This is a genomic window from Luteibacter sp. 9135 (assembly GCF_000745005.1).
Classification (GTDB): Bacteria; Pseudomonadota; Gammaproteobacteria; order Xanthomonadales; family Rhodanobacteraceae; genus Luteibacter.
The window spans coordinates 1144203-1158076 of the sequence record NZ_JQNB01000001.1 but is presented as its reverse complement, the minus strand read 5'-3'; the positions used below and the strand labels follow the sequence as shown (position 1 = coordinate 1158076).

Here is a 13874-nt window from a genome sequence, read left to right as displayed (position 1 = left end):
CCGACGGTGCCCCGGCGGGTCCGCTGCGGTCGGCTCAGCCGGCCGGAAAACGGTAGCCCACGCCGGGTTCGGTTTTCAGCCAGCGCGGCGCGGCCGGGTCGTCACCCAGCTTCTGCCGCAGCTTGCCCATCACGATGCGCAGGTAATGCGTGTCCTGCGTATGGGTAGGCCCCCACACGTCACGCAGGATCTGCTGCTGGCTGACCACCCGACCCGGATGCCGCACCAGCAGCGACAGCACGGCGAATTCCTTGCGCGTGAGCGCCACGACCGTGCCGTCGAGCAGCACCTCGCGCCGGGCCAGGTCCACGGCGAGGCGGCCGTCGTCATAACGCACGGCGGCTTCGGCCTCGCCGCCCTTCGCCGCCTGGCGCAGCAGCACGCGCAGGCGCGCCATCAGTTCCTGGATGCCGAACGGCTTGGTCACGTAATCGTTGGCACCGCCATCCAGCGCGCGGACCTTCTCGGCCTCGGTGTCGCGCACCGACAGCATCAACACGGGTACCTGGCTCCACTGGCGGATCTCGCGCAGCACATCGTGGCCTTCCAGATCGGGCAGGCCGATATCGAGCACCACCACATCGGGCGACTGCGTGGCCGCCAGGCCCAGGCCCTCCTGGCCGGTGGCGGCCAGCAGCACCTGGTAGCCCTCGGCGCGCAGGCCGATGTCCAGGAAGCGGCGGATCTGCGCCTCGTCGTCGATCACCAGGACACGGGGAGCCGAGGGAGTCGGAGTCATGCGGTCTCGTCGGGGGGCGGCGGCAGGGGCAGCGAGACCCGGATGGTCGTACCTCCGCCGACGTGGGGCAAGGCCTCCACGCTGCCACCGTGCGCACCGATCATCCCGCGGCAGATCGCCAGGCCCAGCCCGGTGCCCTTGCCGCCGCGATCGCCCCGCGAGACCGAATAGAACATGTCGAAGATCCGCGCGCGCTCGTCCTCCGGAATACCCGGCCCCCGGTCGGCCACGTCGACGCGCAGGCGGCCGACCTCGCTGCTGACCGTGACCCGCACCGGCTCGCCGGGCGGCGTGAAGCGACCGGCGTTTTCCAGGATGTTGAACAGCGCCTGCTCGACCAGGGCCGGATGCACGTGCAGCAGGATCGTGTCGCGCGGCAGGTGCACGTCGACGCGCACCTCGGGAAACAGTTTGCGCATGCGCGACACCGCGGCGGCGACGATCTCGCCCGCATCCACCCAGTCGCGCGTGAGCTTGAGCGTGCCGTGGCCGAGGCGGGTCATGTCCAGCAGGTTCTGGATGTAGCGATCCAGCCGCTGGCCCTCGCCGAGGATGGCCTGCAACAGTTCGTGGCGCTCGCTGGCCGGAAGCTGGTCCTCGTAGCTGAGCAGCGTGCCCGCCGAACCGATCATGGACGCCAGCGGGGAGCGCAGGTCGTGCGAGACCGACGACAGCAGCGCGTTGCGCAGGCGCTCGGTCTCGCCCTGCACGCGCGCGCTTTCGAGTTCGCTGGCCAGGCGCGCGCGGTCCAGCGCCTGGCCGATATCCTGGATCATCGCCAGCGCCAGGCCCCGGCGGTCGGCATCCGGCTCGCGGGTGCCCGGCGGGAAACGCAGCGCCGCCACGCCGCCGCGCTGTTGCTCGCTGCCCAGCGGCAGCACCCAGCACGACGCACCGTGCAGCGTGTCGGTATAGCGACCCGCAGGCTCGGCATGGCTCTCGCACCAGTCCGCCGCCGCCATGTCCTGGGCCGACAGCGGAAACGGTGCCGGCGCGGCACTGGCAACCACGAGCGCGCCCGAGGCATCGCGGGCCAGGATGGCGACATCGATGTCCAGCGCACGGGCCAGCGCCTGCGCGCCTGCGACGCGCACGGCGTCGGCATCCGCGCTGGTGGCCAGCTGCTGGCCCAGCGCCACCAGTGCCCGGCCACGCACCTGCGCTGCACGTAGCGAGGTCACCTGCCCGGCCAGCCGGGTAGCCAGGCGGCTGCAGACCAGTGCGGCGACGAGGAACAGGGTGACCGCCAGCACGTCGTCCGCATTGGCGATGGCCAGCGTGTAGCGGGGTGGCGCGAAGAAGAAGTTGTAGCCGAAGAAGCTGAGCAGCGCGGCATAGACCGCGACGGCCATGCGCGTGCGCACCGCCACGATCAGCACCGCCGTTAGGAAGATCAGCGAGAGGTTGGCCACGGAGAGGAAGCGGTCGGCGATGAACGATAACGCCATCGCCACCGCGATGGTGGCCGTGGCGAAGCCGTAGTCGCGGCGCGACCCCGCATCCTCCACGCGCAGCCGCCGGCGCGACTGCGCGCGCTGCGTCGGCGTGGCCACGATGGTCAGTTCCAGGTGCGCGCCGCGCGTGAGCAGCTGCTGCGTGAGCGAATAGCCCAGCCGGCGCGCGATGGGCCGTTCGCGCGTGCGGCCGACGATGATCTGGCCCACGCCTTCGCGATCGGCCCAGGCCATCAGCTCGTCGGCCACCGCATGCCCGCGCAGGATCACCGCTTCGCCACCCAGGCGACGGGCCAGGCGCATCGCCGCGTCCACGCGCTCGCGGCGGGCGCCGTCCATGCCGCCCCGGTCGACGAACAGTACGCTCCACGGCGCACCGCGGCGCTCGGCGATGCGTCGCGTGATCCGCACCAGGTATTCGCTCTGCCCATGCCCGTCGATGGCCGCCATGACCCGCCGGCGCACGGGCATCGCATCGCCGCGCGCCAGCATGTGCTCGCGCAGGTCGCTGTCCACGTGCGAGGCCACGGTTTCCACGGCCAGCTCGCGCAGGGCGGCCAGATTGGTCGGCGAGAAGAACGCGTCCAGTGCCACGGCGGCGGTTTCCGGCACGTACACCTTGCCCTGCTTCAACCGGGCGATCAGTTCGCGCGGCGGCAGGTCGATCAGCACGATGTCGCGTGCGCGGTCGAGGAACGCGTCGGGTACCGTTTCGCGCACGGCCACGTTGGTGATCCGCCGCACCTGGTCGTTGAGGCTTTCCACATGCTGCACGTTGAGTGCGGTGTAGACCTCCAGGCCGGCATCGAGCAGTTCGGCGATATCCTGCCAGCGGCGTGCATGGCGACCGCCGGGCAAATTGGTGTGGGCCAGTTCGTCGACCAGGATCACCGCCGGCTTGCGCGCCAGCGCGGCCTCCAGGTCGAACTCACGGAACTCCCGACCGGCATAGCGCACCGGCCGCGTCGGCAGCACCTCGATGCCCTCCAGCAGCGCCGCCGTCTCGCTGCGGCCATGCGTCTCCACCAGCCCCACCACCACGTCGATGCCCTGGCGCTTCAGGTCCCGCGCCGCCGAGAGCATGGCGAAGGTCTTGCCCACGCCGGGCGCGGCGCCGAGGAAGATTTTCAGCCGCTGGCCGTCCTCCTCGTTCACCGCGTTGAGCAGCGCGTCGGCGCGGGCGTCTCGCACATCGTTCATGGGGTGTGGCCGGGAGGAGTGGGGCAAGAGTAGCGGAACCGGTCAGCGCGTCGCGGCATCCAGCGCCAGGTTGAGCGCCAGCACGTTGACCCGTGGCTCGCCCAGTACGCCGAACTGGCGACCCTGGGTGTTTTCGGCGATCAGCCGGCGCACGGTGTCCGCGGGAATCTGCCGCGCACGCGCGACACGATTGGCCTGGAACGTCGCCGCGGCCGGGCTGATCTCCGGATCCAGTCCGCTGGCCGACGCCGTGACCAGGTCCACCGGCACCGGCGCGTCGTTGCCCGGATCGGCGGCGCGCAGCGCGGCGATCCGCTGTTTCACCGCATCCGCCAGCGCCGGGTTGCTCGGGCCGAGGTTGGAACCGGTGGACGCGGCGGCGTTGTTCGGCACGGGCGTGGTGGCCGACGGGCGGCCCCAGATGTACCGCGGCGCGGTGAACGACTGGCCGATCAGCGCGGAGCCGACCGGCACGTTGTCGCGCGTCACCAGGCTACCCGCGGCCTGGGACGGGAACAGCACCGCGGCCAGGCCACCGACGACGGCGGGATAGGCCACGCCGGTAACCGCGGTCATCAGCAGGAGCAGGACGATGGCATTGCGTAGCAGGGTAGTCATGCGTGCTTCCTCAGTAGTGCCAGATCGCGTCGACGAGCGCGGTCACCTGGTTGTCCTTGCGGCCGCCGTCATAGGCATCGACGTCGTACGACTTCTCGTAGCGCAGCTCCGGACGGATCTCCATGTCCTGCGTGACCCAGTGCGTCATGCCCAGCGTGTGGCTGGTGTAGCGCGTGGGGAAGCCGGTGCGCTGGCCCTTCTGGTCGTTGTAGAACTCGTTGCGGAACGAGATCATGTTCTTCGGATCGATCGCCACGTTGAGATAGTTCACGATGCCGTACTCCGCCGCCTTGCCCGGCAGCGGCGACGAACCGGCCACCTGGCTGTCGAAGCCCGGGCCATAACCCGGAATCTGCCGGCCGTACATGTAGTACGCCTCGGTGAGGATGTGCACGCGGTCGCTGAAGCGGTGGCCCCAGGTACTGACGTACATCTGCACGTTGTTGTAGTTGTAGTCGGAACGGTTGACGCTGTTGGCGCAGGTATAGAGCATGTCGTCGTTACTGGCCGAAACCCAGCGCACGCAGGCCTGCAACGTCGGGCGCGACTGGTGGTTCCAGATCGCGGTGTCGTTGCCACCGTTCAAGCCCACCTGCACCGTCCACTGCGCGTTGAGCCGCGTCGTGGTCATGACACCCATCTGCGTATACGGGTCCACCGTGTAGAGGATGGAATGCGTCACCAGGTAGTTGTTGGGCGAGAACTGCGCCTCGATGTCAGGCAGCGACAACCAGCGACCGATGCGTACCACCATGCCCTCGGCGATATGCGGCAGGTAGATATCCCCGTAGAACAGCATCGGGTCGTAGCCGTTGATCTTGCCGTTGAGCGGCTGGTCGGGCTTGGGGTTGTTCAGCAACTGGTTGCTGAGCACGCCTTTCATCGTGGTGAAGTGGTAGTCGTAACCGTAAAGGTTATCCAGGTGGAAGCCCCAGTCCACATGGTCGGTCTGCACGGTGTCCGGCAGGCGCTCGATGCGCAGCAGCGCCTGGTTGAACTCCACGCGGTTCGGACGCACGGCGTACGACAACGGGTAGTTCGTGTGCGACGAACTGCTCAGGTTGACGGACGCGTTGAGCCAGCCGTACACCTCGATCCGGTTGTCCTTCAGCCAGCGGCCCACGCGGTTGCAGGCCATGGCCTTTTCCAGCGGGTACTGCGAATTCAGGTTGGGCACGCCGATCGGGTAGGCCACGCCGCCCAGCTGCCATTCGGCGGAAGGAAAAGGCGGCGAGGCCAACGGCGAATCCAGGCCACGGCGGGCCGGTGCAGGTGCGTTCGGGTCGGCCGGCTGGGCATCTTCGCGGTAGGCCGCGGCGAAGCGGGCGCCGAAGCCCTGGGAACAGTCGTCGCTGCCGGAAGCCATGGCCCGGGTGACGGGCGCGAGGGCGAGCAGGGCGGCGAGAAAAGCGTAACGAGTGGTGCGCATGGCGTGTTTTACCGATCCCTTTCGGGACCCCTTTTCGATAGTGGGAGGATGAGGCGTTGGTTCAGATGCCGGCGTAACCGCCGAGGGCGTAATCGTCTTCGTCGCGACGCGGCGGTGGCGACGGCACGGCAGCGGTACGCACGAGGCTGACCGGTGCCGCCGCGGTGGCGCGTGCCATCGGGGCAGGCGTATCCGGGGTGACGACGCGTACTTCCATGTCCAGGTCGGCGCTGTCTTCGATGAGTACGGTGAGCTTCACGCAATGCATGGCAGTGGGCCTCGGGTTACGCCAGTCCGACCAGGACCAGCAACATGTCGATCAGCTTGATGCCGATGAAGGGCACGACCACGCCGCCCAGCCCGTACACCAGCAGGTTGCGGCGCAGCAGCGCGGCGGCGCCCAGCGCGCGATAGGCCACGCCCTTGAGCGCCAGCGGAATCAGGAAGACGATGATCAGCGCGTTGAAGATCACCGCCGAGAGGATCGCGCTCTGCGGCGTGGCCAGGTGCATCACGTTCAGCGTGTTGAGCGCCGGATACGTGGTGGCGAACGCGGCGGGGATGATCGCGAAGTACTTCGCGATGTCGTTGGCGATGGAGAAGGTGGTCAGCGCGCCGCGGGTGATCAGCATCTGCTTGCCGATGCCCACCACCTCGATCAGCTTGGTCGGGTTGGAATCCAGATCGACCATGTTGCCGGCTTCCTTGGCCGCCTGCGTGCCGCTGTTCATGGCCACTGCGACGTCCGCCTGGGCCAGCGCCGGCGCGTCGTTGGTGCCGTCGCCGCACATGGCGACCAGACGGTTCTCGGCCTGGATATCGCGGATCAGCTTCAGCTTCGCTTCCGGTGTCGCCTCGGCGAGGAAGTCGTCCACGCCGGCCTCGGCCGCAATGGCCGCGGCGGTCAACGGGTTGTCGCCGGTGACCATCACCGTGCGGATGCCCATGCGGCGCATCTCGGCGAAGCGCTCCTTGATGCCTTCCTTGACGATGTCCTTCAGTTCCACGACGCCGAGGGTGAGCGCGCCGTCGACCACGATCAGCGGCGTAGCGCCGCGACGGGCAACGTCCTCGGCCATGCGGCGGACCAGCGGCGGCATGTGGCTGTCCTGCGAATCCAGGTAGCGTTCCACGGCATCCATGGCGCCCTTGCGGACATGGCGCGTGCCCACATCGACGCCGCTCATGCGGGTCTGCGCGGTAAAGGGCACGAACACCGCATCGCGATCGTTGGCGGGGCGGGCGGTAGACATCGCCACGAAACGCGCGGCAAGGGTGACGATGCTGCGGCCTTCCGGCGTTTCGTCGGCACGCGAAGCGAGTTCCGCGGCTTCCGCCAGTTCGCGCTCCTCGATGCCCGGTGCCGGGTGGAAGGCCACGGCCTGGCGGTTGCCCAGCGTGATCGTGCCGGTCTTGTCCAGCAGCAGCACGTCCACATCGCCCGCGGCTTCCACCGCGCGTCCGGACGTGGCGATGACGTTGGCGCGGATCATCCGGTCCATGCCGGCGATGCCGATGGCCGAGAGCAGGGCGCCGATAGTGGTGGGAATCAGGCACACGAGCAGGGCGATCAGCACGGTGAGCGTGATCGGGCTGCCCACGCCGGCCGCCTGCACGCTGTAGATCGAGTACGGCAACAGCGTGGCGCAGGCCAGCAGGAAGATCAGCGTGAACTTGGCCAGCAGGATGGTCAGCGCGATCTCGTTGGGCGTCTTGCGCCGCGAGGCGCCTTCCACCATCGAGATCATGCGGTCGAGGAAGCTCTCGCCCGGGTTGCTGGTGATGCGCACCACCAGCCAGTCGGAGAGCACGCGGGTACCGCCGGTCACCGCGCTGCGGTCGCCACCGGATTCGCGGATCACGGGCGCGGATTCGCCGGTGATCGCGCTCTCGTCCACGCTGGCCGCGCCGACCACCACTTCACCGTCGCCCGGCACGGTATCGCCGGCGTCGACCAGTACGAAGTGGCCGGTGCGCAGCTCGCTCGACGGCGTGAAAGTGATCGCAGCCTCGCGATCGGCGGAGGCGAGCTTCTTCGCGGAGACATCGCGGCGCGAACCGCGCAACGCATCGGCCTGGGCCTTGCCGCGGCCTTCGGCCAGCGCCTCGGCGAAGTTGGCGAACAACAGGGTGAACCACAGCCACAGCGCCACCCAGAACACGAAGGTGGCGGAGGCTTCGCCGTGGCCGGCCAGTGCCTGCACCCACAAGAGGGTGGTCAGCACACTGCATACGAAGACGACGAACATCACCGGATTGCGGAACTGCTGGCGCGGCGAGAGCTTGCGGAAGGCGTCACCGAGGGCGCGGGTCACCAGCGCGCGGTCGAAACCGCGCGGCTTGTCGTGGGCTAGGGTAGTCATGGATCAGGGGCCCGTGGCGGACATCAGTTGTTCGGCGATGGGCCCGAGGGCCAGTGCCGGAAGGAAGGTAAGCGCGCCGACGACGATGACGACGCAGGCCAGCAGCGCGACGAACAGCGGCGTATGCGTCGGCAGGGTGCCGGTGGATGCGGGGACGTGACGCTTGGCGGCGAGCGACCCGGCCATGGCCAGCATGGCGATGGCCAGCGGAAAGCGCGCCAGGAACATGCAGATACCGAGCAGCACGTTCCAGAAGGGCGTGTTGGCCGAGAGTCCGCCGAAGGCGCTGCCGTTGTTGTTCGACGCCGAGCTGACCGCATAGAGCATTTCGCTAAAACCGTGCGCGCCCGGGTTGGACACGCCGGCCACACCAGCGGGTGACATCACCGCCACCGCGGTGCCGATCACCACCAGGGCGCAGGGCAACAGCACGGCCAGACTGGCCATCTTCATCTCGTAGGCCTCGATCTTCTTGCCGAGGTATTCCGGCGTGCGGCCGACCATCAGCCCTGCGATGAACACGGCGACCACGGCGAAGGCCAGCATGCCGTACAGGCCGGAGCCGACGCCGCCGAAGATCACCTCACCCAGCTGCATCAACCACATCGGCACCAGGCCGCCCAGCGGGGTGAGCGAATCGTGCATCGCATTGACCGCGCCGCACGACGCGGCCGTGGTGATTGCCGCGAACAGGCCGGAGCCGGCGATGCCGAAGCGGGTTTCCTTGCCTTCCATGTTGCCGCCGGCCTGGGTGGCCGAGGCCTGCGCATCGATGGCCAAGCCGTGCAGTACCGGGTTGCCGGCCTGTTCCGCGGCCACCAGGCCCACGGCCAGCGGCACGAAGATCAGCATCATGGTGGCCAGGATGGCCCAGCCCTGGCGACGGTCGCCGACCATGCGGCCGAACGTGTAGCAGAGCGATGCGGGGATCAGGAAGATCGACAGCATCTGCAGGAAGTTGGAGAACGGCGTGGGGTTCTCGAACGGGTGCGCCGAATTGGCGTTGAAGAAACCGCCGCCGTTGGTGCCGAGCATCTTGATGGCGATCTGCGAGGCGGCCGGCCCCATCGGCAGGGTCTGCGTACCGTGCTGCAGCGTGGTGACATCCACGTAGGTGGCCAGGTTCTGTACCACGCCCTGCGACACCAGCAGCAGCGCCAGTACCAGCGAGAACGGCAGCAGCACGTAGAGGGTGGCCCGGGTCACATCGACCCAGAAGTTGCCCACGGCCGCGGCGGCGCGGCGGCTGAAGCCACGGACCACGGCGATGAGCACGGCAATGCCGGTGGCCGCCGAGAGGAAGTTCTGCACCGACAGGCCGAGCGCCTGGGTGAGGTAGCTCATGGTCGACTCGCCGGCATAGCCCTGCCAGTTGGTGTTGCTGGCGAAGCTGATGGCGGTGTTCATCGCCGAATCGGGCGAGACGGCCGCGAAATGCTGCGGGTTCAGCGGCAACCACTGCTGCGTGCGCTGCAGCAGGTAGACGATGGCCAGGCCTGCCACGTTGAACACCAGCATGGCGATGGCGTAGCGCGTCCAGCGCATGTCCTCGTCGGCGCGGATACCGGCCAGGCGATACAGGAAACGCTCGATGCCACCGCCGAATCGGGTGACCCGGTTGGGCTCGTCGGAGAAGACCAGGGCCATGTACTGGCCCACCGGCTTGACCAGGGCGAGCAGCACGGCGAAGAAAAGAGCCATCTGGAGCATGCCGTTGGCGGTCATTCGAACCACTCCGGCTTGAGCAGGGCCACGCAGAGGTAGCCGGTCAGGGCGACCGCGATGGCCGTGGCCACGATGTAGATGAGGGACATGGGGGATTCCTCAGCGCCGGCCAAGCCGGTCGCAGATCATGAGGAAGCCGATCGTCACCGCGCACAGCACGATGACGAGAAGGACGTACAGAAGTTCCACGGGTGCGTTCCGGCGGAGAGGACGGAGCGCATTGTTCGTCTTACGCGATATTTACGGTGTATCGCGCCGGCATGGGCGCGTAACGTCTTCGTAAAATCTGGCGCGTGGCGTACCCTGAGGCCACGGTCCCGTGCGGTCGGCCCCCGCATGCGGTCCGGCCGCATGTAGGAGCGCGCGATGCGCGCGACATGTTTTGAGGCCATGCCCCGGAGCTGGCGCGCCAGCCCCGAGGTTTCGCGAAAACATGTCGCGCGCACCGCGCGCTCCTACACGGCATGATTGACGCAGCGTTTTCGTTTCACGCATCGTGTGCCGTTCGCATTCCCCTTCCGTTCCGGAGTAGAGAGTCCATGCGCGCCTTCGTTCCCCGACTGCTTGCCGTCAGCCTCTTCGTCGCCTGTGGCGCCCACGCGGCCACCCCGGCGACCGCCAACCCGCCGCCGGCCACACCGAAGCACATGGTCTCGGAGACCCTGGCGGGTCAGCCGGTCAACGATCCGTACCGCTGGCTGGAAAACCCCGATGCGCCGGACGTGAAGCAGTGGATCGACGCGCAGAACGCCTACACCGAAGCCACCATCGGCGCGATGCCGCTGGCCAAGGCCCTCAGCGCACGGGTGCGCGAACTGGCCATCACGTCCACCACGCGCAGTTCGCCGACCCTGGCTGGCGGCACGCTGTTCTATTTCGAGAACACGCCGCCGCAGGCGCAGCCGCTGCTGGTGGCCAAGGCCTGGCCGGATGGCCCGACCCGCACGCTGGTCGATCCCAACCAGGGCGATGGCAACACCGCCATCACCGAGTACTGGCCCTCGCCGAGCGGCCGCTACCTGGCCTACGGCACGGCCGAGGGCGGTAGCGAGCTGACCACCATCCACGTGCTGGACACCGCGACCGGCAAGGCGCTGCCCGACCTCATGCCGCTGGCCGGCGGCGGTACCACCCCGCAGGCGCTGGCCTGGGACGCCGACGAAAAGGGCGTCACCTATGCGCGCTTCGAGGCACCGGCCAAGGGTCAGCCGTTGCGCGAGTTCGACGCCGTGCTGGCCCACCATACGCTCGGCCAGCCCGCCACGGCCGACCACCTGGTGTTCGGCAAGGGCTATTCGCACGTGGCCGAATACATCCTGCTGGAAGGCAAGGGCGGCGCCTCGACCGCGCTGCTCGCCAACGAAGGCGACGGCGGCCCCGCCGAGGTCTACCTGCGCCGGGGTACCGGCACGTTCCAGCGCGTGCTGGGTCGCGAGGCCGACGCACGCTCGGCCGCCTGGGTAGGCGATCGTCTGGTCGTCGCCAGCTTTGCCGGCGCGCCGCGCGGCAAGCTGGTCGCCATTGGCGCGGACGGCAAGGCCACCGACCTGCTCGCCCAGGGCGAGGGCGCCATCCAGCACGTCTCCGCGCTGGGCAACGGCTTCCTCGTGGTCCGCAGCGCCGGTCCGGACTGGTGGGCCGACCAGTACGACGGCAAGGCCGGTTTCGTGCGCCGCGTGCCCCTGCCGCCCAATGGCATCACCATCGGCGGCGTGGCCTCCGAGGCCGGCCAGAACAAGGCCCTGCTCAGTTATGCCGGCTGGACCACGCCCACGCACTGGGTGGAGTACGACGGCGCCAGCGGCGCCCTGAAGACCGTCTTCGAGGTGAAGGCAGCGGCCGACTACTCGAAGGTGAAAGTGTCACGCATCGACGGCGTGTCGAAAGATGGCACGAAGATTCCCGTGACCGTCATCGCCATGGAGGGCACCACGCCCAATGGCAAGCGTCCGACCATCCTCTACAGCTACGGCGGCTTCGGGCTGCCGGTCACGCCGGTTTTCGTCGGCGCCAACCTCGCCTGGCTGGAGCGCGGCGGCGTGCTGGCCTATGCGAACATCCGCGGTGGCAACGAGTTCGGCGAGGCCTGGCACGCCCAGGGCCAGAAGCAGAACAAGCAGAACGTGTTCGACGATTTCTTCGCGGCGTCGCAGGCGCTGCTGGATACGAAGTGGACCGATCGCGCTCACCTGGGCATCCTGGGCGGTAGCAACGGTGGCCTGCTGATGGGCGCAGCGCTCACGCAGCACCCGGAGCAGTACCGTGCCGTGGTCGGCGCCGTGGGTATCTACGATGTGCCACGCCATATGACCGCCTTCGCCAACGGCCCCTACAACGTCAGCGAGTACGGCAGCACCACCGACCCGGTCGTCGCCCGCGCCATGCTGGCCTATTCACCGCTGCACAACGTCAAGCCGGGCACGAAGTATCCGGCCGTGCTGCTGGCTACCGGCGCCAACGACCCGCGCGTGGCACCGTGGCAATCGCGCAAGTTCGCCGCCGCGTTGCAGGACGCCACCACCTCGGGCCAGCCGGTGTTGCTGCTGACCCGGATGAACGCAGGCCACGGCATCGGCGCGCCCTTCAGCCAGCGTGTCGGCAACGCCGCGCTGCAGCTGACGTTCTTCGCCACCGAGCTGGGCCTGGGCGAATAAGCCCGGGCCGGCCCGAAAGCCGCCGGCCCCGCCGCGAGGTAGGGGGGCGGCGTGCCGGCTGCGTTATAGCTTCCGATGACTTGATGTCGGGTGAGGTGCGAGCGCGTCGATGCATAAGCTGTGCGTGGTCCCGGGCAGGGCGTCCTGCTGACAGGTGGTGCGGGTGACCGCTGAGGAACGCCAGGCCGGGATGGCCTTCGACCAGTTCGTACGCGAACAGCGTGCGCCGCTGGCGGGCTTCCTGCGCCATCGTGTCGCCACCGAGGACGAAGCCCAGGAAGTGGCGCAGGAGAGTTTCGTGCGCCTGATCCGCTACCGGGATGAACCGCCGGAGTCGTGGCCGGCGCTGCTGTATCGCATCGCCGTGAACGTCATCACCGATCGCGGGCGGCGGGCGCAGTCGCACCGTGCGTCTCACCATGTAGATGTGGATATCTATGCCGAGGCCATCGCGGCCCCGGGGCCCGATCCGGGTCAGGCCCTGGATACGCTGCGTGCGCTGGAGGAAGTGCAGCGCGCCCTGATGTGCCTGCCATCCCGCTGTCGCGACATCTACCTGCTCAACCGCATCGAAGGCATGAGTTATACGGAAGTGGCGGTGCATTGCGGCATCTCCGTCAAGGCCGTCGAAAAGCACATCGGCAAGGCCCTGGTCCTTCTTCGTAAGCAAGTCGGGCATCACCTCTCATCCGTGGTTTCGCAAGCATGACACCCTCACATACAGCGGATATTCCCGACACGGCCGAAGGCTGGGTAGCCCGGCTGGACGCGCCGCACGCGGGTCCGGCGGAAGCCGCGGCGTTCGACGCCTGGTGCGCGCGCGACCCGGCCCACCGGCCGGCCTACCGTGCCGCGCGCCAGCTGCATGACATGGCGCGTCGCCTGCGCGACAACGATATGCTGCGCGCGGCTTCGCGCAGGGCCCTGCGCGATACGGCACGGCGGCGGACGGCGCGGCGCTGGTGGTTCGGCAGCGCGGCGGTGGCCGCCGCGTTGCTGGTGGCGCTGCCCGCCGTGTGGTGGTACCTGCGCATGCCGATGGTCACCGCCGATTACGCCACGCAGACCCACATCGCCACGGTGACGCTGCCCGACGGCACACGCATGGTGATGGATGCCGGCACGCAAGCTGCCATCCGGTTCGACGGGGGGTTGCGCCAGGTGCTGCTCGAGCGGGGGCGCGCCCAGTTCCAGGTCGGGAAGGCCGAGGCGCCCTTCGAGGTGCGCGCGGGCGACGTGCGCGTGCACGACATCGGGACCACGTTCCAGGTGGACCGGAGCGATGCCGGCACGCGTGTCGCGCTGCTGGAGGGTCAGGTGATGGTGTCCGATGCGCGGCTGCCGGCCACGCGCACGCTCACCCACAGCCAATCCGTGCGCGTGGCGGCGGACGGCCACCTGGACGAGACGCTGCCCCTGGATACCGCCGAGGCCGAAGGCTGGACCAACGGCCGGCTGGTCTTTCGCGGCGAGCGACTGGCCGACCTGCTGGCCACGATGAACCGTTACGCGTCGCGCCGGATCACCCTTGCCAACGCCGGCATGGGCGACCTGCGCGTCAGCGGCAGTTTTCACGCCGGCGACCAGGATGCCCTGGTCAGTGCGCTGGTGACGGGCTGGCAGTTGCGGCCCGAGCGACTCGGCGACGGCACGGTGGTGCTGCACGATGGCGCCCCCGCGGTGCTGCGCTGA

11 protein-coding genes are annotated in these 13874 nt (G+C 68.6%); 3 read left to right on the top strand and 8 right to left on the bottom strand.

Annotated elements, in window-relative coordinates; genetic code table 11:
* Positions 1 to 34: 34 nt before the first annotated feature.
* The 8 genes from FA89_RS05080 to kdpF form a co-directional block, all read right to left on the bottom strand.
* A complete protein-coding gene (locus FA89_RS05080) occupies positions 35 to 739 on the bottom strand; it encodes a response regulator (protein WP_036138829.1) in 705 nt (234 codons plus the stop codon).
* The gene (locus tag FA89_RS05075) at positions 736 to 3393 is read right to left on the bottom strand and encodes a sensor histidine kinase (protein ID WP_036138827.1); all 2658 of its coding nucleotides are present in this window, start codon (positions 3391 to 3393) and stop codon (positions 736 to 738) included. Before FA89_RS05075 ends, FA89_RS05080 begins: the two co-directional genes overlap by 4 nt.
* A 42-nt stretch (positions 3394 to 3435) precedes the next feature.
* The gene (kdpC, locus tag FA89_RS05070) at positions 3436 to 4011 is read right to left on the bottom strand and encodes a potassium-transporting ATPase subunit KdpC (protein ID WP_036138824.1); all 576 of its coding nucleotides are present in this window, start codon (positions 4009 to 4011) and stop codon (positions 3436 to 3438) included.
* A gap of 10 nt (positions 4012 to 4021) precedes the next feature.
* Positions 4022 to 5440: an outer membrane beta-barrel protein gene (locus tag FA89_RS05065; RefSeq protein ID WP_036138821.1), complete on the bottom strand. Its 1419-nt coding sequence runs from the start codon at positions 5438 to 5440 to the stop codon at positions 4022 to 4024.
* A 61-nt stretch (positions 5441 to 5501) separates the two neighbouring features.
* The gene (locus FA89_RS05060; protein WP_036138819.1) at positions 5502 to 5708 is read right to left on the bottom strand and encodes a hypothetical protein; all 207 of its coding nucleotides are present in this window, start codon (positions 5706 to 5708) and stop codon (positions 5502 to 5504) included.
* 16 nt (positions 5709 to 5724) lie between these two features.
* On the bottom strand, positions 5725 to 7803 hold the full coding sequence (kdpB, locus tag FA89_RS05055) for a potassium-transporting ATPase subunit KdpB (protein ID WP_036138817.1): 2079 nt from the start codon (positions 7801 to 7803) through the stop codon (positions 5725 to 5727).
* Between the two features lie 3 nt (positions 7804 to 7806).
* Positions 7807 to 9528 (bottom strand): potassium-transporting ATPase subunit KdpA, encoded by a 1722-nt coding sequence (kdpA, locus tag FA89_RS05050; protein ID WP_036138814.1) that lies wholly within the window; start codon positions 9526 to 9528, stop codon positions 7807 to 7809.
* Entirely contained in the window at positions 9525 to 9617 is a 93-nt protein-coding gene (gene kdpF, locus FA89_RS19545) for a K(+)-transporting ATPase subunit F (protein ID WP_081916356.1), read from the bottom strand. The genes kdpA and kdpF overlap by 4 nt, the downstream gene beginning before the upstream one ends.
* Positions 9618 to 10067: 450 nt before the next feature.
* Between kdpF and FA89_RS05045 the strand changes: the two genes are divergently transcribed.
* The 3 genes from FA89_RS05045 (at position 10068) to FA89_RS05035 (ending at position 13874) form a co-directional block, all read left to right on the top strand.
* Positions 10068 to 12182: a prolyl oligopeptidase family serine peptidase gene (locus FA89_RS05045; RefSeq protein ID WP_036138812.1), complete on the top strand. Its 2115-nt coding sequence runs from the start codon at positions 10068 to 10070 to the stop codon at positions 12180 to 12182.
* Between the two features lie 163 nt (positions 12183 to 12345).
* A complete protein-coding gene (locus FA89_RS05040) occupies positions 12346 to 12891 on the top strand; it encodes an RNA polymerase sigma factor (RefSeq protein ID WP_185754230.1) in 546 nt (181 codons plus the stop codon).
* Entirely contained in the window at positions 12888 to 13874 is a 987-nt protein-coding gene (locus FA89_RS05035; protein WP_051938547.1) for a FecR family protein, read from the top strand. Before FA89_RS05040 ends, FA89_RS05035 begins: the two co-directional genes overlap by 4 nt.